Genomic DNA, 19501 nt, shown 5'->3' with positions numbered 1-19501 from the left:
CTGTGGGATTACGTTCTTGATGTCATCTCAGGTCGTGATTTTTGTTTTCAGCCCCCGGAGAGCAGCCCCGACGCCATTCCGATCACCACGGGAGCCACTCCGACCGCAAGGAACGCGGGGAGAAAGCAGAGCCCCACCGGCGCCGTGATGAGTACCGCCGCCCGCTGGGCCCCGGCGCCCGCCTGCCGCATGCGTTCCGCCCGTAGGCCGGCCGCCAGGCGGGAGACCGGCTCGGCCGCGGGAGCCCCGGTCCGTGCGGCCCGCTCCAGGCACTCCGCGAGTGCGCGGGCCCCCGGTATCCCGGCCAACCTCCCCCACGCGGAACCTGGTTCGCCGCCGAGCCGCAACTCCGCGCCGGCCAGCGCGAGCCGCTCACCCACCGGACCGCCCACCGACTCCCCCACCACTTCGGCGGCCTCGACCGGGCCGGCGCCCGCCGCCAGACACGCGGCCAACAGATCGGCGGCGAACGGCAACTGTCGTTCTGCCTCCCGGGAGTCGCCCCCGGTCGGCTGCCGCGCGGCCCTGAGCAGCAGGCGCCGCGCCGCGAAGGCCGCCGCACACCCCACCAGGAATCCCCCCGGACCGCCGATCACCCACCAGCTCGCCACCAGGACGCCGCCCGGACCGGCCCACGCCGTGACCGCCGCCCCGCTCCCGGGTTTCCACCGCGGCCGGCGGCGACCCTGTTCCCAGCGGAAGAGGCTCGCGATCCGGCGTCGCGCCGCCCGGCTCCGCAGTCCCGCCCACAGCTCGGAGGTCGCCCACCACACCAGCGCCGCCAGACAGCACGCCGTCCCCAGCCTGTGGACATCCGGCCCGTCCATCACCGCTCCCCCGCCCGTACGATCCGTCGGCACCACAGCAGCCCCGCCGCCTCCAACACCCCGCCCGCCGCCAGGCAGCCCCACCCCATCGGCGAGTGCAGCAGCACCCGCAGCGGGTCGGCTCCCAGTCCGGTCCCGATCAGCAGGCCGACGAGCGGCAGCAGCGCGAGCACGACCGTCGTGGACCTGGCGCCCGCCAACTGGGCCCGCAGCGACTCCTCCCGGTCCCGTTCGGCCCGCAACGCTCCTTCCAGTCGGTCCAGTCCGGCCGCGAGGCCGGCTCCGCCGTCCACCGAGACCCGCCAGCAGGCGGCCATCCCGGCCAGCCCCTCCGCGCCCGGCTCCCGCGCCGCCTGGCGCAGCGCCTCGGGCACGTCCCCGCCGAACGCCGCCGCGGCCAGTACGCCCGTCTCCGCCGCCCCCGGACCGCCGGGGCCCGCGACCGTACGGCGCATCGCCACGGTGAGCGCCTGCCCGGGCTGCGCCCCTGCCCGCAGTTCGCCCACGACGGCCCCGCACAGCGCCATCACCCCGGCTGCCCTGGCCGTACGGGCACGCTCGCGCTCCGCGGCTCGCAGCCAGCGCCGCAGCAGCGGCACGGACACCGCCCCCAGCAGCAGCGGGATCACCGACCCGCCCCACAGGGCGACCAGCAGGGCGCCCGCCGGACCGGCCCACTCCCGCCATCGCTCGGCGCACACCCGAGCCGCGGCCACCAACCGCCGCACACGCACCGGCCCACCGGGCGGGGCCGCACCTCCTCCGGCGAGCACCAGCCGGGCCCGCCGTTGCCCCTGATCGCCCCCGCTCACCACCCAGGCGGCCGCCCCGGCACACAGCAGCCCGGCGAACACGGGCACGGAGCCGATCGGCACGGCGCTCACCGGGCACCTCCCAGCAGCGGACCCAGCCGCGCCCAGCCCTGCTCCCGCACGAAGCCGCGGATCCCCCAGCGCAGGGCGGGTACGGTCACCACCAGCCCGGCCGGGTCCCGTTCCAGTACGTGCACCTCCGCGACCCGGCGGCGCCCGTTGCGATCGCGGGTCAGGTGCACCACCAGGGTCAGCGCCGCCGCCAGCTGGCTGTGCAGTGCGGTCCGGTCCAACCCGGCGGCCGTTCCCAGCGCCTCCAACCGGGCCGGGACGTGCGCGGCGGCATTGGCGTGCACCGTGCCGCACCCGCCCTCGTGCCCGGTGTTCAGCGCGGCCAGCAGGTCGGCGACCTCGGCACCGCGCACCTCGCCCACCACGAGTCGGTCGGGCCGCATCCGCAGGGCCTGTCGGACCAGGTCCGCCAAGGTCACCAGGCCGGCCCCCTCCTGATTCGCGGGCCGGGTCTCCAGCCTCACCACATGGGGGTGGTCGGGTCGCAGTTCGGCGGAGTCCTCGGCCAGCACGATCCGCTCGGCCGGCCCGACGAGCCCGAGGAGGGCGCTGAGCAGGGTGGTCTTGCCCGTTCCGGTGCCGCCGGAGACGAGGAAGGAGAGCCGGGCCTCGACCATCGCCCGCAGGAGGCGTTGCCCGCCGGGCGGCAGGGTCCCCGCGGCGACCAACTCGTCCAGGGTGAAGGCCTTCGGCCTGACCACCCGCAGGGACAGGCACGCCGAACCGACCGCCACCGGAGGAAGTACGGCGTGCAGCCGGGTCCCGTCGGGCAGCCGGGCGTCCACCCAGGGGCGGGCGTCGTCGAGGCGCCGCCCGGCGACGGCGGCCAGCCGCTGCGCCAGCCTGCGTACGGCTTCGGCGTCGGCGAAGGTCACCCCGGTCAGTTCGAGCCCGCCGCCCCGGTCCACCCACACCCGGTCCGGGGCGGCGACGAGCACATCGGTGACCTCCGGGTCGGCGAGCAGCCGCTCCAGCGGCCCGGCGCCGACGAGTTCGGACCGCAACTCCGCCGCCACGCCGAGCACTTCCGCGTCGCCGAGCAGGCGACCCTGCGCCCGTAGGGCTGCGGCCACCCGGGCCGGGGTCGGCTCGCCGCCGCTTTCGGCGAGGTGCTGGCGCACCGCGTCCAGCAGGACCGCGCTCACGCCGACACCCCCTGGGCGGAACCGAGCGCGCGCTGCCAGAAGCCGTCGCAGAAGCGGGCCAACGTGCCCCTCGAGCCCGGCGGTTCCCCTTCGGCCACCCGCCCCGGCAACCCCACCTCGACCGGTACTTCCCCGGCCAGGGGTACGTCCAGCAGCCGCGCCACAGCCTCGGCGTCGAGCCCGTGGGCGCAGCGGCCCCGCACGACCACGCGGACGTCCCGGGCCACCATGCGCACCCCGGCGGCCACCCGCCCCGCCGCGGCCACCGACCGCAGCTCGCCGGGCACCACCATCAGCACCAGGTCGAGTTGGGCCAGCATCTCGGCCACGGCCTCGTCGACCCTGCGGGGCAGGTCGACGACCACCACTCCGCCCCGGCGCCGGGCAGCGGCCACCACCGACCGCATCGCGGCGGGCGGCACCACCACCCGCTCCCCGCGGTCCCAGCTCAGCACGCGCAACGCGTGCAGTTCCGGCAGGGACTCCTCCAGTGCCCCCGCGCCGACCCGGCCGCGGGAGGCGGCGAAGTCGGGCCAGCGCAGCCCTTCGGCGCTCTCGCCGCCGAGCAGCACGTCCATGCCTCCGCCGAGCGGGTCCCCGTCGATGAGGATGGTGCGCTCCCCGGCCCGGGCGGCCCGAAGGGCGAGGGCGCAGGCGAGGGTGGAGGCCCCGGCGCCGCCGCTGCCGCCGATCACCCCGACGGCGAGGGCGGGCCGGCCGGCGCCCTCCACCACATCGGCGATGCGGTCGACGATCAGGCCTTCGGCGTCGGGCAGCCGCAGTACCTCTTCAGCTCCGATCTCGACGGCCCGCTGCCACACCTGGGGGTCGTCGAGGTCCCGCCCGACGAGGAACACCCCGTCCCTGCGCGGCGCCCCGCGCACCCGGCGGGCGGCGTCGTCCCCGACGAGGACGAGCGGGGCGCTCTCCCAACCGGCGCCCCCGACCGGTCCGGCCGGGTCCCGACCGCCGTCCGCCCCGGCGGCCCCGCCCCGATCGGCGCCGGAGCCGGCGGGCTCGGGCACCGCATGGTGCACATGGGGCTCGGCGCCCGCGGCGGCGCACAGCCGCAGCAGGTCGTCGAGCAACAGCGGATCCTCGGTGATGATCAACGGCCGGCCCCCGACGGGGCCGGTTCCACCGGTACGGACGGGCAGGCCGCCCTCACGGGCCACCGAGGCATCGGGTGCCGCACACGACTTCGATCCAGCCACGATCTCCGCCCCCTTCTCACTGCAAATCCAGGAACCGCGGACTTCGCGGCTGGAATCACCGTGCAGGGATCCGGAAATTGAAGTGGATCTTGCGTGAAAACTGTGGATGAGAAGGCGGTTGTGAATAACTTCGCCACACCATCAGGTGAGATCCGGAGCGCTGCGGAACAACTACGCAGCGTCACGAGTCTAAGAGGGTGAGGGCCTTCGCCACGAGGGCCGGCCATCGAGGGAGGGCCGAAGAAATGGTCACTGAAGGTCGTGAACACGGGACGCAAACCGCGTCCGGACATGCGACGACCCCCGCCGGGGGGGAGAGCGGGGGTCGTCCCCACGGTCCGACTCGGGGGGGGAGGAGCCAGACCGGGTTAGCACGGTCGCGAACGATCCGTGACTTCCATGGTGTACCCGAGAGCCTTCTCAAGCAAACCCACGCGCCGCACCTTACGCCGAATGGTGGGCGCATATGCTCGGGGCGTGGAAAATCAGCCCTTGCCGCACTCCTCGCCTCGGACCGCTGCCTTCTTCGACCTGGACAAGACGGTCATTGCGAAGTCCAGCGCCCTGACGTTCAGCAAGTCCTTCTACCAGGGCGGCCTGATCAACAGGCGGGCCGTGCTGCGCACCGCCTACACGCAGTTCATCTTCCTGGCCGGTGGCGCCGACCACGACCAGATGGAGCGGATGCGGGAGTACCTCTCCGCCCTCTGCAAGGGGTGGAACGTCCAGCAGGTGCGGGAGATCGTCGCGGAAGCCCTGCACGACCTGATCGATCCGATCATCTACGACGAGGCCGCGTCCCTGATCGAGGCCCACCACACCGCCGGCCGTGACGTCGTGATCGTCTCGTCCTCGGGAGCCGAAGTCGTCGAGCCCATCGGCGAGATGCTCGGGGCGGACCGGGTCGTGGCGACCCGGATGGTGGTCGGCGAGGACGGCTGCTTCACCGGAGAGATCGACTACTACGCCTACGGCCCGACGAAGGCGGAGGCCGTCCGCGAGCTCGCGGAGTCCGAGGGCTACGACCTTGCGCGGTGCTACGCGTACAGCGACTCGGTCACCGACGTGCCGATGCTGGAGGCCGTCGGACACCCGCACACGGTGAACCCCGACCGGGCGTTGCGCCGTGAGGCCGTCGCCCGCGAGTGGCCGGTACTGGTGTTCAACAAGCCGGTCCGCCTGAAGCAGCGGATGCCCGGACTGTCGATGCCGGCACGACCCGCCCTGGTCGCCGCGGCGGCCGTCGGCGCGGCAGCGGCCACCGCCGGACTGGTCTGGTACGCGAGCCGCCGGCGGGCAACCGCGAGCGGCGTGTCGGCCTGACGCACCTCCCCGTCCCGCGCGGCGCGGTCGGCTCCACCAGCGGTGATAACGGAACGTCCGGATCGCCCTGAATCGTCCGGGAAAGTAAAGAACTGTGGCCAGGGGTTTCGTTCCGCCGGGAAGCGGAGTACAAAGGAATCACGGCCCGCGAGACCAAAGAACATCCGAGAGGATCATCTTTAAAACGCAGTAAGGCCCACGGACCGAAGCACGAACGCCGAGCACCCACGCGACGTCGACCCGTCGATTACGGGCCAGCCGCACCAGGGAACGGGCAAAGTTCCCGACCTGATGGGCAATCATCGAGGACGCTTGGTAACTGGGCGCAAGTGCCAGCGGCGACACCAAAGCAAGACGGTGTCGCCGCAACCCATGTCGGGGGCCGGCCGGCCCTCCCCCGCCCCTCAGGCGGCGCCGCGCTGGAGGGCTTCGCAGACGGCCGTCGACTCGCGCACCCCGAGTTCGATCGCCCGTCCGCAGTGCGCGATCCAGGCCGCCATACCCTCCGGAGTACCGGAGACGTAGCCCTCGAAGGCCGCCAGGTACTCCTCGCGACCCTGTTCGGCGTGACCGGCCTCCGCCGGGCAGATCGCCTTCGGGTCGAGACCGCTGTTGATCAGCACGATGCGCTCGGCGGCACGCGCGACCAGGCCGTTGTAGGAGCCGAAGGGGCGCAGCGCCAGCAGTTCCCCGTGCACGACCGCGCCCGTGATCAGAGCCGGGGCGGAGCCGCCCGCGATGATCAGCCGGGACAGCCCGTCGAGGCGTCCGGCCACTTCCTCGGCGCTGGGCAGCGCGAGCCGCACCACGGGCTCGTCCACCGGTTCGCCGGCCAGCCGGGGCCGACCCACGATGTCCCCGGCCTCCGTGGACCCGGAGGCGACGAGGTGCAGGCGGGCCAGGACCCGGAGGGGTGACTGGCGCCAGATGCTGAGCAGTTGACCGGCCTCGGCGGTCAGGCGCAGAGCCGCACCCACCGCCCGCGCCTGCGCCTCAGCGCCGAAATCGGTACGTCGGCGGACCTCCTCCAACGCCCAGTCGGCGCCGGACAGCGCCGCGCTGCCCCGGGCGCCGCGCAGCGCGGCCTCCGAGGTGATCTCCGCGCTGCGGCGGCGCATCACCCGGTGCCCGTAGACCCGGTCCACTGCCTTGCGTACGGAATCCACGGACTCTGCGACACCGGGGAGCGAGCCCAGGGGCGCCAGCGGGTCAGAAGCACTACTCATAAGTAGGGAGCCTACGCACTGCTCACCCTCAGCACCGACCCCTCCTTGGAGTGGTCTTCTTCACTCACCTCGACCACTGAACGCGATCGACCCACTACCCTTGGTGAACATGAAGATCGCTTTCGTGGGAAAGGGCGGCAGCGGGAAGACCACGCTGTCCTCCCTCTTCATCCGCCACCTCGCAGCCAATGAAGCCCCCGTCGTCGCGGTGGACGCCGACATCAACCAGCACCTCGGCGCGGCCCTCGGGCTCGGCGAGGACGAGGCCGCCGCGCTGCCCGCCCTGGGCGCGCACCTGCCCCTCATCAAGGAGTACCTGCGCGGGTCCAACCCGCGCATCGCGTCCGCCGACAGCATGATCAAGACCACCCCGCCCGGCACCGGCTCGCGGTTGCTGCGGATCACCGAGGACAACCCGGTCTACGAGGCCTGCGCGCACACGCTGCTGCTCGACGGCGATCCCGTCAGGCTGATGGCGACCGGACCGTTCACCGAGGCCGATCTCGGGGTGGCCTGCTACCACTCGAAGGTCGGCGCGGTCGAGCTCTGCCTCAACCACCTGGTGGACGGCCCCGACGAGTACGTCGTCGTCGACATGACGGCCGGCTCGGACTCCTTCGCCTCGGGCATGTTCACCCGCTTCGACGTGACCTTCCTCGTCGCCGAGCCGACCCGCAAGGGCGTCTCCGTCTACCGCCAGTACAAGGAGTACGCGCGGGACTTCGGGGTCGCGCTCAAGGTGGTCGGCAACAAGGTGCAGGGGCCGGAGGACATCGAGTTCCTCCAGGACGAGGTGGGCGAGGACCTGCTGGTCACCTTCGGGCACTCCGACTGGGTGCGGGCGATGGAGAAGGGCCGGCCGGCCGCCTTCGAGCTGCTGGAGGCGACCAACCGGCTCGCCCTGCAGGCCCTCCAGAACGCGGCCGAGGACTCCTACGCCGCCCGGGACTGGGCCAAGTACACCGAGCAGATGGTGCACTTCCACCTGCGGAACGCGGAGAGCTGGGGGAACGCCAAGACCGGGGTCGACCTGGCGGACCAGGTCGACCCCGGCTTCGTCCTGAACGAGGCCGTCGGAATCCGCGACGGGGTGTTGGTCAGCCCTCGCCCGACTCCGCAGCCCGCTCCTCAGCCGGCTTGACCCCGGCAGCACCCGGCGGGGCGGCCGGCGCGGCCGGCGGCCCCGCGGTCAGGAACTTGTTCCAGCCCTCCTTGGGCGTCTCCCCGACGTCGAGGGTGCGCATCCACTCCAGGACCTTGGGGTCCTGGGCGTCGAGCCAGTCGGCGAGCTCGCGGAACGGGACGCAGCGGACCTCGGGCTTGGTGCACATGCTCTTGATCGACTCCTCGACGGCACGCATGTAGGTGCCGCCGTTCCACGACTCGAAGTGGTTGCCGATGATCAGCGGAGCGCGGTTGCCCTGGTAGACGCGGTCGAAGGCCTGGCGCAGCCCGTCGCGCATCTGGTCACCCCAGTACCGGTGCTGCGAGGGGTCGCCCTGGGACGTGGTCCCCGACTGGTTGACCATGTAGTTGTAGTCCATGCTCAGCGTGTCGAAGGCGCGGCCCGGCATCGGGACCAACTGGAGCGGGATGTCCCAGAGACCGTCCGTCTTCTTGGGCCAGATCTGCTTGCTGATGCCGCTGGAGTCGTAGCGGAAGCCCATGTCCTTCGCGGCCAGCATGAAGTTCTTCTGCCCTTCGAGGCAGGGGGTGCGGGCTCCGATGAGCTCCTTGTCGTAGTCGAAGGGCAGGGCTTCCATGTCCTTGAGTCCCGCGTTCGTCTTCCAGTTCTTGACGAAGGACTTGGCCTGATTGATCTCGCTCTTCCACTCCTCCACGGACCAGGTGCCGACGCCCCCCTCGGGTCCGCAGAAGTGGCCGTTGAAGTGAGTGCCGATCTCGTTGCCCTCGAGCCAGGCGGCCCGAACCTGGGAGGCGGTGTCCTTGATGCCCTGCAAGTCGCCGAAGCCGATGTCGGAGCGGCCGGAGTCGTGCTGCGGGGCGGTGTAAAGGGAACGTTTCTCCTCAGGCAGCAGGTACACCCCGCTGAGGAAGTAGGTCATCCGCGCGTTGTACTTCTTCCCCACCTCGCGGAAGTGCGAGAAGAGCTTCTGGCTGTCCTCGCCGGCCCCGTCCCACGAGAAGACCACGAACTGCGGCGGCTTCTCGCCCGCCTTCAGCTTCTGCGGCTTCACCACGTTCGGCTGGGGACCGGTGTAGGCGGTGGAGCCGTCCCCGATCGGCCGCATGACGCTGCCGGGGGCCTCCGGGACGGCGGCCTTCTTGGCGTTCGGGCCACCGGTGGGCTTCACGGATTCGGACGTGCTGCACCCGGCGGCGCCGAGCACCAGGGCCGTGGCGACCAGGCCTCCGGCGATCTTCTTCGTGGCGGCGATCATCCGCACACCTCTCCCTCGCAGTTCCCAACGCAGGACTTCCGCGCCGCAACGTCCCACGAGGGGCGATTTCAGGACGGTATGACAAGCCGGACAAAATGCTTATTCACCCCTGGGGGCTAATTCATAGACCATTTGCCCCAATTACCCCCACCTTCCCTTTACTCTCCATTACCATCCATTTACCGAGTGTTGAGACTCCCGCCGCTTCATCCCTCCTCAGAGGAGACGGGAACCCATGACAACCCCCATCCCGGCCGTGCCCAGCCCGGCCACCCCCAGCACGATCCACGCACCGACGACAGCCCCACCCGACGCCAAGAGCCGCCGGGGCACCAGAGGCGCCAACGGCGCCCCCGGGCCGCACGGGAAGCTCTCCGCGGACCTGTCGGCGTCCATCGCCGTCTTCCTGATCGCCCTGCCGCTCTCCCTCGGTATCGCGCTCGCCACCGGAGCACCGCTGCAAGCGGGGCTGGTGGCCGCCGCGGTCGGTGGCATCGTGGCCGGCCGCTTCGGCGGTGCCCCACTCCAGGTGAGCGGGCCCGCGGCCGGACTTACGGTCGTCACCGCCGAGTTGATCCAGCGCTACGGATGGCGCACCACCTGTGCCATCACCGTGCTGGCCGGCTGCTGCCAGCTCGGGCTGGCCTTCCTGCGGACCGCCCGGTCGGCGCTCATGGTGAGTCCCGCGATCGTGCACGGCATGCTCGCCGGCATCGGCGTGACCATCGCCCTGGCCCAGCTGCACATCGTGCTCGGCGGCACCCCGCAGAGCTCCGCCGTGGCCAACGTCCAGGGACTGCCCGGCCAGTTGGCCGACCTCCATCCGGCGGCGCTCGGCGTGAGCGCGCTGACCGTGTGCGTGCTGCTCGGCTGGCCCCGGTTGCCCGGGCGGCTCGGCGCGGCCCTACGGAAGGTGCCGGCGGCCCTGGCCGCGGTCGCCGCGGCCACCGCGTTCGCCGCCCTCGCGGGGCTCACCCTGCCCCGCGTCGACCTCCCCTCGTGGCGCAGCCACGCCCTGCCGGAGCTGCCCGAGGGGCCCGTGCTCGGCCTGATCGCCGCCGTACTGACGATCACGCTGGTCGGCAGTGTGGAGTCCCTGCTGTCCTCCGTGGCCACCGACAAGCTGATCGCCTCCGAGCGCGGTACGGAGAACCGTCCGCCCCGCGCCGACCTCGACCGCGAGCTGCGCGGTCAGGGCGCCGCGAACATCGTGTCCGGGGCGCTGGGCGGCCTGCCGGTGACGGGGGTCGCGGTCCGCAGCGTGGCCAACGTCAAGGCCGGCGCCGTCAGCCGCAGATCGTCCATGTTCCACGGCCTGTGGGTGCTGGTCGCGGCCGGCCTGCTCGTCCCGGTCCTCGATCTGATCCCGCTGGCCGCGCTGGCCGCGCTGGTGATGGCCGTCGGAATCCAGATGGTGTCCATCACGCACCTGCGTACGGTCACCCGGCACCGCGAGGTCCTTGTCTACGCGACGACCATCGTGGCCGTCGTGCTGGGCGGGGTCCTGGAAGGGGTGGCGATCGGCATCGCCGTGGCCGTCGCGGTGGCCCTGCACCGGCTCGCCCGGACCCGGATCACCCTGGAGGAGCTGGACGGCGTCCACCACGTACAGGCGCGCGGGCAGTTGACCTTCCTCGCGGTGCCCCGGCTGAGCCGGGTGCTCAACCAGATCCCGCACAAGAGCCACGCGGTGATCGAGTTCGACGGCTCCTTCATGGACCACGCCGCCTACGAGGCCCTGCACGACTGGCAGGAATCCCACCGGGCACACGGCGGTTCGCTCGAACTCACCGGCCGCGCCGGCGCCGCGATCTCCGGGGACCACCCGGCCTCGGGAACGGGCCGGACCGGCCGCACGACCGACAGCCGGGACCGCGCCCAACCGGCCGCGCGCGGGACGCACCAGTGCTGCCGCCCCTGGACGCCCTGGCAGAACCACTGCGATCACCGCGCCGTCAGCGCGGCCACCGCCGGCGGCGCGAACGCCGACCGTCCGGCGGACTCCGACGCGGCGAAGTCCCGTACGCTCCCCGGGTCGACCGTGATGCCGGCCGCCGCCCGGCGGCGCGGCGCGGGCCAACTGGCCAGCGGCATCAGCGCCTTCCAGCGGGACACCGCGCCCCACGTCCGCGACGAACTGGCTCGGCTGGCGCGCGAGGGCCAGCAGCCGTCGCAGCTCTTCCTGACCTGCGCGGACTCCCGTCTGGTGACCAGCATGATCACCGCGAGCGGCCCCGGGGACCTGTTCACCGTCCGCAACGTGGGCAACCTGGTCCCGCTGCCCGGCGCCGAGTCGACCGACGACTCCGTCGCCGCCGCCATCGAGTACGCGGTGGACGTGCTCAAGGTCGACAGCATCACCGTCTGCGGGCACTCGGGCTGCGGCGCCATGCAGGCCCTGCTGAACTCCCACCCCGAGGCCCCCATGACCCCGCTGCGCCGCTGGCTGCGGCACGGCCTGCCCAGCCTGGAGCGGATGGGCAGCCGGCACCACGCCTGGGCCCGGATCTCGGGACGGCTCCCGGCCGACGCCGTGGAGCAGTTGTGCCTGACCAACGTGGTGCAGCAACTGGAGCACCTGCGGGCCCACGAGTCGGTGGCCCGGCGGCTCGCCGAGGGCACGCTGGAACTGCACGGCATGTACTTCCACGTGGGCGAGGCACAGGCGTACCTGCTGTCCGACGGTGAGGACTTCTTCGACTGTCGGGTTTTCGACAGCGTCGGTCAGGGCGTCTGAGACGCGGCGCACCTGAACCGATACGCTCCCGAAACCGTGTAAGCGGATGGCCCTTTCCCGCGCCCTGCGGCGGGAAGGGGCCATTCGTGCGTCGTCCTCAGCACGGGCCCAGCCGTGGTATAGGTCTAAACCAATTTCCGGCTACCCCTTGTCACCTGGGCGTCTGAACTGATGAGCTATGCCCGGGGACACAACGGACACCCTGGGAAAGGGAGATGTCGTGAGCAATGACAGCCTGGCCAATCTGCTCAAAGAGGAGCGTCGGTTCGCACCGCCCGCCGCTCTGGCCGCCGCCGCCAACGTGACCGAGGCGGCGTACGCGCAGGCCGACGCGGACCGGCTGGGCTTCTGGGCCGAGCAGGCCCGGCGGCTGACCTGGGACACGGAGCCGACCGAGACGCTCGACTGGAGCAACCCGCCCTTCGCGAAGTGGTTCGCGGACGGCAAGCTCAACGTCGCGTACAACTGCGTGGACCGACACGTCGAAGCCGGCAACGGCGAGCGCGTCGCGATCCACTTCGAGGGCGAGCCCGGCGACAGCCGCTCGATCACCTACGCCCAGCTCAAGGACGAGGTCTCGCAGGCCGCCAACGCCCTCACCGAGCTCGGTGTGCGGGCCGGCGACCGGGTCGCCGTCTACCTGCCGATGATCCCCGAGGCCGTCGTCGCGATGCTGGCGTGCGCCCGCGTCGGCGCCGCCCACTCGGTGGTCTTCGGCGGCTTCTCCGCCGACGCCGTCGCCTCCCGCATCCAGGACGCCGACGCCAAGCTGGTGATCACCGCCGACGGCGGCTACCGCCGCGGCAAGCCCAGCGCGCTCAAGCCCGCCATCGACGAGGCCGTCGGCAAGTGCCCGCAGGTCGAGCACGTGCTCGTGGTGCGCCGCACCGGCCAGGACACCGACTTCACCGAGGGCCGGGACGTGTGGTGGCACGACGTGGTCGGCCGCCAGTCGACCGAGCACACCCCGCAGGCCTTCGACGCCGAGCACCCGCTGTTCATCCTGTACACCTCGGGGACCACGGGAAAGCCGAAGGGCATCCTGCACACCTCGGGCGGCTACCTGACGCAGGCCGCGTACACCCACCACGCCGTCTTCGACCTGAAGCCGGACACCGACGTCTACTGGTGCACCGCCGACATCGGCTGGGTGACCGGCCACTCCTACATCGTCTACGGGCCGCTCGCCAACGGCGCCACCCAGGTGATGTACGAGGGCACCCCGGACACCCCGCACCAGGGCCGGTTCTGGGAGGTCGTCCAGAAGTACGGCGTCACCATCCTCTACACCGCGCCCACGGCGATCCGCACGTTCATGAAGTGGGGCGACGACATCCCCGCGAAGTTCGACCTGTCGAGCCTGCGCGTGCTGGGCTCGGTCGGCGAGCCGATCAACCCCGAAGCCTGGATCTGGTACCGCAAGCACATCGGCGGCGACCGCTGTCCGATCGTGGACACCTGGTGGCAGACCGAGACCGGCGCGATGATGATCTCCCCGCTGCCGGGCGTCACCGAGACCAAGCCGGGCTCCGCCCAGCGCGCCCTGCCGGGCATCTCGGCCACCGTCGTGGACGACGAGGCGCACGAGGTCGACAACGGCGGGGGCGGCTACCTGGTCCTCACCGAGCCGTGGCCGTCGATGCTCCGCACCATCTGGGGCGACGACCAGCGCTTCATCGACACCTACTGGTCCCGCTTCGAGGGCAAGTACTTCGCGGGGGACGGCGCCAAGAAGGACGACGACGGCGACATCTGGCTGCTCGGCCGCGTCGACGACGTGATGCTGGTGTCCGGCCACAACATCTCGACGACCGAGGTCGAATCCGCCCTCGTCTCGCACCCTGCCGTCGCCGAGGCGGCCGTGGTCGGTGCGGCCGACGAGACCACCGGGCAGGCCATCGTCGCCTTCGTCATCCTGCGCGGCAGCGCGACGGAGACGGACACCCTGGTCGGCGAGCTGCGCAACCACGTCGGTGCCACGCTCGGCCCGATCGCGAAGCCGAAGCGGATCCTGCCGGTGCAGGAGCTCCCGAAGACCCGTTCGGGCAAGATCATGCGCCGTCTGCTGCGCGACGTGGCGGAGAACCGCGCGGTCGGCGACGTCACCACCTTGGCCGACTCCTCCGTCATGGACCTGATCCAGAACAAGCTGCCCAGCGCCTCCGACGAGGACTGACGGCAGCGGGCGGGAAACGCCCGGGAGACCGACGCACAGCGGGTGAGGAACACCGGGGCGTCCGGCGCACAACGCGCCGGGCGCCCCCCTCCCGTTTAAGGTGAAGATCACCTGATACGACCGCGCGCACCCTGTAAAGTAAGAGAAGCGTCAATTCTTGACGTCCGAAAGTCTCAGGGTGCGCCGGGAAGTCTGGTCGGCAACAGCATTTGCCATGCCGTCGACCACCCGGAGGTTTCCCACCGTGGCCACCCCCACGCCCACCCGCAAGTTCCTCGGTCGCCTCTCGCTCCCCGAGGCGCGCTTCGTCGCGAACGCGCTGCGCACCGAAACCGTCGGCGGCGTCCTGCTCCTCGTGGCCGCGATCGCCGCCCTCATGTGGGCGAACATCCCCGGTATCTCGGACAGCTACGACAGCGTCCGCTCCTTCCACATCGGGCCCGCCTCCCTCGGCCTCGACCTCTCGCTCCAACACTGGGCGGCCGACGCCCTGCTCGCGATCTTCTTCTTCGTCGCGGGCGTCGAGCTCAAGCGCGAACTCGTCGCGGGCGACCTCAGCGACGCCAAGGCCGCGGCCCTCCCGGTGATCGCCGCGCTCTGCGGCATGGCCGTACCCGCGCTGGTCTACGTACTCGTCAACACGTTCGGCAACGGTTCCATGGACGGCTGGGCCGTCCCCACCGCCACCGACATCGCCTTCGCGCTCGCCGTCCTCGCGGTCATCGGCACCTCCCTGCCGTCCGCGCTGCGTGCCTTCCTGCTGACCCTCGCCGTCGTCGACGACCTCTTCGCCATCCTGATCATCGCGGTGTTCTTCACGAGCCGGATCGACTTCCTGGCACTGGGCGGAGCCGTCGTCGGCCTGGTCCTGTTCTGGTTCCTGCTCCGCACCGGCGTCCGCGGCTGGTACGTCTACGTCCCGCTCGCCCTGGTCATCTGGGCACTGATGTACAACAGCGGCGTCCACGCCACCATCGCCGGCGTCGCCATGGGCCTGATGCTCCGCTGCACCCGCCGGGACGGCGAGGAGCACTCCCCCGGCGAGCACATCGAGCACCTGGTCCGGCCGCTGTCCGCCGGACTGGCCGTCCCCCTCTTCGCCCTGTTCTCCGCCGGGGTCTCGCTCTCCGACGACTCGATCGCGCAGGTCTTCACCCGCCCCGAGACCCTCGGCGTGGTCCTCGGCCTGGTCGTCGGCAAGACGGTCGGCATCTTCGGCGGCACCTGGCTCGCCGCCCGCTTCACCAAGGCCGAGCTGAACGACGACCTGGCCTGGCCCGACGTGTTCGCGGTGGCCTCGCTGGCCGGCATCGGCTTCACCGTGTCCCTGCTGATCGGCGAACTCGCCTTTCCCCAGGACGCCGTCCTGATGGACGAGGTCAAGGCCGCGGTCCTCATCGGCTCCCTCATCGCGGCGATCATCGCGAGCGTCCTGTTGAAGATGCGCGACCGCAAGTACCGGGCCCTGACCGAGGCGGAGGAGCGCGACGAGGACCTCGACGGCATCCCGGACATCTACGAACAGGACAAGCCGGACTACCACCTGCGGATGGCGAGGATCTACGAGGAGAAGGCCGCGGAGCACCGCCGCAGGGCCGCCGCCGCCGCTCCCGCGGACTCCGAAGCGCCGGGCGGGTCCAGCGCCGGCGCCAACCGTCCGGCATGATCTGTCTGACGACGCAGGACAGCCGCCGGCAGCAGACGACAGAGGGAGATCAGAGATGAGCGCAGTGGAGGACCAGGGGACCCCGGGAGCCGAGCGCACGCTCGGCCAGCTGGTCGCCTCGGCCACCGCCGAGATGTCGGCCCTGGTGCATGACGAGATCGCCCTCGCGAAGGTGGAGATCAAGCAGGACGTCAAGCGCGCGGGCATCGGCGGCGGCGCGGCGATCGTCGCGGGGGTGCTGCTGCTCTTCTCCCTCCCGGTGGGGAGTTTCGCCGCGGCGTACGGCATCCACAATCTCGGGCTGGGTCTCGCCTGGTCCTTCCTGATCGTCTTCGGCGCGTTCGTGCTGCTCGCGGCACTGGTCGGGCTGGTGGCCATGAGGATGCTCAAGAAGATCAAGCCCCCGGTGAAGACCATCGACTCCGTCAAGCAGACCGCGGCCCTCGTCGGCACCGTCAAGCCGCACCCGCGCCCGGTCAGTGACAACGTCGTGGGTGTGGCACGCTCGACCTCATGACAGCCCCCTCGCCCGACGCCGGTACCCCGCCCACCGCCGCCACGGCGGTCCGGCTCGACCTGCCCGACGGGCGGCCGGTGACGCACCGGGACGTCGCGGCGAACGGCGCGAGGTTCCACGTCGCGGAGGTCGGGGAAGGCCCGCTGGTCCTCCTGCTGCACGGGTTCCCGCAGTTCTGGTGGACCTGGCGGCACCAGCTGACCGCCCTCGCCGACGCCGGGTACCGCGCGGTCGCCATGGACCTGCGCGGCGTCGGCGGCAGCGACCGCACCCCGCGCGGCTACGACCCGGCGAACCTCGCGCTCGACATCACCGGCGTCGTACGGTCCCTCGGCGAGCCGGACGCCGCACTCGTCGGACACGACCTGGGTGGCTACCTCGCGTGGACGGCGGCCGTGATGCGGCCCAAGCTGGTGCGCCGGCTGGTCGTCTCCTCGATGCCGCACCCGCGCCGCTGGCGCTCGGCGATGCTGGCCGACTTCGGTCAGACCCGGGCGAGTTCGCACATCTGGGGCTTCCAGCGGCCGTTCGTCCCGGAGCGGCAACTCGTCGCCGACGACGGGGCCTTGGTCGGACGGCTGATCCGCGACTGGTCCGGGCCGCGCTTCCAGGAGGACGGCGCGGACGAGGAGGCCCTCGCCGTGTACCGGCGGGCGATGTGCATCCCCTCCACGGCCCACTGCTCGATCGAGCCGTACCGGTGGATGATGCGGTCGATGGCCCGCCCGGACGGACTCCAGTTCAACCGGCGCATGAAGCGGCCCGTGCGGGTACCGACCCTGCACCTGCACGGCTCCCTCGACCCCGTGATGCGTACGCGCAGCGCCGCCGGATCCGGCGAGTACGTCGAAGCTCCCTACCGCTGGCGGCTGTTCGACGGGCTGGGGCACTTCCCGCACGAGGAGGACCCGGCGGCCTTCTCGACCGAGCTCGTGAACTGGCTGGGAGACCCCGAGCCCGACCGCTGACCGGCCCCGCCGCACACCGGGGCCCGGTCGGACGGTTCTTGACGGACCGTCCGGCGGCGGCGACGGGACGGCGCGGATGATTCGTATGCCTGTCTTACGAGCATTCAATTGCCCCGCGCATAGGCCAATTGGCCGCCCCGCACGGGATTACCGACCTTGGGCCCCGGGCACAGCTCGTTGTATGGGCTGGACGCACGACTACGGTGACACCGCACGCGAACGCCGCTCGGCCACAGCGCCGGGCGATCACGACAGGACCGGCCGGGACCTTCACGACCCCCGGCTCGGTATCCCGCGCATCCTGCGCCGTCGGGCCCGCTGGGTCTCGGCCAGGTTGCGCCACCCGCGCATGTAGAGACGCGCAGGGAGACCGCGAAACCAGCAGGGGCACCGCGCGGAACGCGGTGCCCCCTCACACGTCAGTCGACGACCGTCACAGGGCGCAGCCCTGGCTGTCGGCCCGTCGGTCGGCGGTCCGGCCGATGCGGATGTCCTCGCGGATCTCGTCCGCCGTCAGGGCGTACCCGGTGTTCGGGTCGTCGAGCGACTTCGCGAAGACGACCCCGTAGACCTTGCCGTCGGGTGTGAGCAGCGGGCCGCCGGAGTTGCCCTGGCGCACGGTCGCGTAGAGCGAGTAGACGTCGCGCTGGACGGTGCCCCGGTGGTAGATGTCCGGCCCGTTGGCGTTGATCCGGCCTCGGACGCGGGCCGCGCGGACGTCGTAGGCGCCGTTCTCCGGGAAGCCGGCGACGATGGCGTCGCTGCCGCTCGCCGCGTCCTTCTCGGCGAACTCCAGGACCGGGGCCTTCAGCTTGGGCACGTCCAGGACGGCGATGTCACGCTCCCAGTCGTAGAGCACGACCTTGCCGTCGTAGAGCTTGCCCTCGCCGCCGACCTGGACGGTCGGCTCGCCGACGCCGCCGACGACGTGCGCGTTGGTCATGACCTTGCCGGGGGCGAAGACGAAGCCGGTGCCCTCCAGGACCTTGCTGCAACTGGGCGCGGTTCCGACGACCTTCACGATCGAGAGCTTCGCCTGTTCGGCCACGCCGCTGCTGGCCAGGTCCGGGTCGGGCGCCTTGACCTCGGTGATCGGCTCGTTGGAGAACGGGCTGAAGACCTGCGGGAAGCCGTTGCGGGCGAGGGTGGTGCTGAAGTCGGAGAACCAGGTGTTCGCCTGGGCCGGCAGCACCTCCGACACGCCGAGGAGGATCTTGGAGTTGCGGACCTCCTTGCCCAGCGTGGGCAGCGAGGTCCCCGCGAGCAGCAGCCCGATCAACCAGGCCACCAGCAGCATCGCGACGACGTTGACCAGCGCCCCGCCGGTCGCGTCGACGGCGCGCGCCGGTGACCAGGTGATGTGGCGTCTGAGCTTGTTGCCCAGATGGGTGGTCAGGGCCTGACCGATCGAGGCACAGATGATGATCACGACGACGGCGATGACGACGACGGTCGTGGTGACCTGGGTGCCGTTGTCCGTCACCCGGTCCCAGATCAGGGGCAGCAGGGACACGGCGACGAGACCACCGCCGAGGAAGCCGATCACCGACAGGATGCCGACGACGAACCCCTGGCGGTAGCCGACGATCGCGAACCACACGGCGGCGACCAGCAACAGGATGTCCAGCACGTTCACGTGGGCCACCGTCTCATGCACGCCAGTCGAGCGGGACGTGACGTGAGCGGTCCCACGGCAGCTCCCACCCCGCGAAGTGCAGGATCCGGTCGATCACCCCGGCGGTGAAGCCCCAGACCAGGGCCGATTCCACCAGGAACGCGGGGCCCTGGTACCCGCCCGGGTGGACCACCGTGACCCGGTTCTCCGGGTCCGTGAGATCCGCCACGGGCACCGTGAAGACCCGGGCCGTCTCGGCCGGGTCCACCGCGCCGACCGGGGAGGGCTCGCACCACCAGCCCAGCACCGGGCTCACCACGAACTCGCTGACCGGGATGTAGAGCCGGGGCAGCACCCCGAAGAGCTGGACCCCCGACGGATCGAGCCCCGTCTCCTCCACGGCCTCCCGCAGCGCGGCACGCAGCGGGCCGGTGGTGTGGGGGTCGCCGTCCTCCGGGTCGAGGGCGCCACCCGGGAAGGAGGGCTGGCCCGCGTGCGAGCGCAGGGTGCCGGCGCGTTCCTGGAGCAGCAGCTCCGGACCGCGCGGGCCCTCGCCGAAGAGGATCAGTACGGCGGACTGCCGGCCCCGGCCGTCCTCGGGGGGCAGGAAGCGGCTGAGCTGGTGCGGTCGCACGGTCCGGGCCACCGCCACCACGGGGTCCAGCCAGGCGGGCAGGCCGGTGGTCGTCAGGGGCGGGACCTCGGGGGCGGCCGGGGCCACCGTGGTCTCGTCCCGTGTCCCGCGCGTCATAGGCACCCCTGTCCGTGTTCTCCCACACCGCTGAACGCGGTCCGGGTACC

Annotated in this window: 15 protein-coding genes; 7 read left to right on the top strand and 8 right to left on the bottom strand. The window is 71.6% G+C overall.

What is annotated here, in order from left to right; translation table 11 throughout:
- Positions 1-47: 47 nt before the first annotated feature.
- Genes ACZ4XJ_RS16325 through ssd form a run of 4 tightly spaced genes read right to left on the bottom strand, consistent with a single transcriptional unit; the run spans position 48 to position 4031 of the window.
- Complete coding sequence (locus ACZ4XJ_RS16325; protein WP_362875399.1) at positions 48-827, bottom strand: type II secretion system F family protein; 780 nt, start codon at positions 825-827, stop codon at positions 48-50.
- Positions 827-1711, bottom strand: a complete 885-nt coding sequence (locus ACZ4XJ_RS16320) for a type II secretion system F family protein (protein WP_468496539.1) — start codon at positions 1709-1711, stop codon at positions 827-829. Before ACZ4XJ_RS16320 ends, ACZ4XJ_RS16325 begins: the two co-directional genes overlap by 1 nt.
- Entirely contained in the window at positions 1708-2856 is a 1149-nt protein-coding gene (locus tag ACZ4XJ_RS16315; RefSeq protein ID WP_468496538.1) for a TadA family conjugal transfer-associated ATPase, read from the bottom strand. Before ACZ4XJ_RS16315 ends, ACZ4XJ_RS16320 begins: the two co-directional genes overlap by 4 nt.
- Positions 2853-4031, bottom strand: a complete 1179-nt coding sequence (gene ssd, locus ACZ4XJ_RS16310; RefSeq protein ID WP_468496569.1) for a septum site-determining protein Ssd — start codon at positions 4029-4031, stop codon at positions 2853-2855. The genes ACZ4XJ_RS16315 and ssd overlap by 4 nt, the downstream gene beginning before the upstream one ends.
- A gap of 492 nt (positions 4032-4523) precedes the next feature.
- Between ssd and ACZ4XJ_RS16305 the strand changes: the two genes are divergently transcribed.
- A complete protein-coding gene (locus ACZ4XJ_RS16305) occupies positions 4524-5393 on the top strand; it encodes an HAD family hydrolase (protein ID WP_362875397.1) in 870 nt (289 codons plus the stop codon).
- Between the two features lie 404 nt (positions 5394-5797).
- On the opposite strand, the gene ACZ4XJ_RS16300 is transcribed toward ACZ4XJ_RS16305, so the two are convergent.
- Complete coding sequence (locus tag ACZ4XJ_RS16300) at positions 5798-6619, bottom strand: Fic family protein (protein WP_468496537.1); 822 nt, start codon at positions 6617-6619, stop codon at positions 5798-5800.
- A gap of 109 nt (positions 6620-6728) precedes the next feature.
- On the opposite strand from ACZ4XJ_RS16300, the gene ACZ4XJ_RS16295 reads away from it, so the two are divergent.
- Positions 6729-7760, top strand: coding sequence for an ATP-binding protein (locus ACZ4XJ_RS16295; RefSeq protein ID WP_362875395.1), 1032 nt, complete (start codon positions 6729-6731; stop codon positions 7758-7760).
- Here ACZ4XJ_RS16295 and ACZ4XJ_RS16290 read toward each other — a convergent pair.
- Entirely contained in the window at positions 7717-9021 is a 1305-nt protein-coding gene (locus ACZ4XJ_RS16290) for a polysaccharide deacetylase family protein (RefSeq protein WP_362875394.1), read from the bottom strand. The two genes, ACZ4XJ_RS16295 and ACZ4XJ_RS16290, sit on opposite strands and share 44 nt — an antisense overlap.
- Before the next feature lie 235 nt (positions 9022-9256).
- Here ACZ4XJ_RS16290 and ACZ4XJ_RS16285 point away from each other — a divergent pair, with 235 nt between their 5' ends.
- From ACZ4XJ_RS16285 to ACZ4XJ_RS16265, 5 genes are all read left to right on the top strand, one after another.
- On the top strand, positions 9257-11758 hold the full coding sequence (locus tag ACZ4XJ_RS16285) for a SulP family inorganic anion transporter (protein WP_468496536.1): 2502 nt from the start codon (positions 9257-9259) through the stop codon (positions 11756-11758).
- A 178-nt stretch (positions 11759-11936) separates the two neighbouring features.
- On the top strand, positions 11937-13934 hold the full coding sequence (gene acs / locus ACZ4XJ_RS16280; RefSeq protein ID WP_362875392.1) for an acetate--CoA ligase: 1998 nt from the start codon (positions 11937-11939) through the stop codon (positions 13932-13934).
- A 244-nt stretch (positions 13935-14178) separates the two neighbouring features.
- The gene (nhaA, locus tag ACZ4XJ_RS16275; protein WP_362875391.1) at positions 14179-15600 is read left to right on the top strand and encodes a Na+/H+ antiporter NhaA; all 1422 of its coding nucleotides are present in this window, start codon (positions 14179-14181) and stop codon (positions 15598-15600) included.
- Between the two features lie 55 nt (positions 15601-15655).
- Positions 15656-16117: a phage holin family protein gene (locus tag ACZ4XJ_RS16270; protein ID WP_362875390.1), complete on the top strand. Its 462-nt coding sequence runs from the start codon at positions 15656-15658 to the stop codon at positions 16115-16117.
- Positions 16114-17085, top strand: coding sequence for an alpha/beta fold hydrolase (locus tag ACZ4XJ_RS16265; protein WP_362875389.1), 972 nt, complete (start codon positions 16114-16116; stop codon positions 17083-17085). Before ACZ4XJ_RS16270 ends, ACZ4XJ_RS16265 begins: the two co-directional genes overlap by 4 nt.
- A gap of 433 nt (positions 17086-17518) precedes the next feature.
- Here ACZ4XJ_RS16265 and ACZ4XJ_RS16260 read toward each other — a convergent pair whose 3' ends face one another.
- Positions 17519-18721: a MarP family serine protease gene (locus ACZ4XJ_RS16260; RefSeq protein WP_383990886.1), complete on the bottom strand. Its 1203-nt coding sequence runs from the start codon at positions 18719-18721 to the stop codon at positions 17519-17521.
- Between the two features lie 13 nt (positions 18722-18734).
- Positions 18735-19451, bottom strand: coding sequence for an NUDIX hydrolase (locus ACZ4XJ_RS16255; protein ID WP_468496535.1), 717 nt, complete (start codon positions 19449-19451; stop codon positions 18735-18737).
- Positions 19452-19501: the final 50 nt, after the last annotated feature.

The organism is Streptomyces sp. NPDC029836 (genome assembly GCF_055574495.1).
This window is presented reverse-complemented; position numbering and strand designations above follow the sequence as displayed.